This is a genomic window from Mesorhizobium sp. M7A.F.Ca.US.002.01.1.1, assembly GCF_004022955.1.
Lineage (GTDB): Bacteria > Pseudomonadota > Alphaproteobacteria > Rhizobiales > Rhizobiaceae > Mesorhizobium > Mesorhizobium ciceri.
The window spans coordinates 1-738 of the sequence record NZ_RZQE01000997.1; the positions used below are offsets into that span (position 1 = coordinate 1).

Annotated in this window: 1 protein-coding gene; it reads right to left on the reverse strand. The window is 57.2% G+C overall.

Annotated elements, in window-relative coordinates; translation table 11 throughout:
* Positions 1-411 precede the first annotated feature (411 nt).
* On the reverse strand, positions 412-597 hold the full coding sequence (locus EN932_RS37340; protein WP_027162012.1) for a hypothetical protein: 186 nt from the start codon (positions 595-597) through the stop codon (positions 412-414).
* Between the last annotated feature and the right edge of the window lie 141 nt (positions 598-738).

Genomic DNA, 738 nt, shown 5'->3' on the forward strand with positions numbered 1-738 from the left:
GGTCTGACCCGTGAAACATTGGCGTTTTGTGCACGTTTGCAGTGACGTCGACGATCAATAGTCCCCTCATCGTCGGTTGGTTGATTGCCCGCCACGGCTCGCTTGGCTTGGCGGGCACTCATCACGGAGAGCGCATGCAGCCTGGTGAGATCATTGCAACGCGTTCCCCACCGGGTTGGCCGCCGTCCCGGTGCCAGCGTCAGGAATTAGCGGAACCTAATTTGATGCTTCCCATGAATGATAATGAGCCGCCCGCCAAGCTGTTATACGAGCCGGCGCCAGATTGGCAGAGCGCAGGAGTCCTTCTTGCAGCCGCTGCTCTGGTCTCATCCTTATGCGCCCTGCTAGTGGCATCTTGGATGTCAGGTTGACCGCTCTTGCAGTCTCCGTTCCGGCCAAAACGTAAAAAGTCTACTCCACCGAAACGAGCAGAGGCCGGTGTTTTGGCCGTTCGTGCCAAATGACTTGGCGTAGGTCGCGCATGTCGACCTGCTGACCGCAGATCGGGCAGGTGTAGAAATTGTCGTCCTCGTCGGCAGGCTCGCCGCCGTGCTCCTTGCCGGGAATGGGTGGTCCAAGGTCAGATAGCTTCGCCATGGCCATCAAACATTCAATTCGTCTAGAATGTTCCGGAACCATCTTAGCGCGTGCTAAATTGAATCGCAGTTTTGCGGGTCAGTTCATGCGTCTGAAGTTGAGCCGTCCAATGTTTCCCACGCTTGTCGAGGTGCCGCCGAC

Bases quoted from the DNA above. Each gene is read 5' to 3' on its own strand.
- EN932_RS37340 (WP_027162012.1), bottom strand. From the start codon at position 597: ATGGCGAAGCTATCTGACCTTGGACCACCCATTCCCGGCAAGGAGCAC.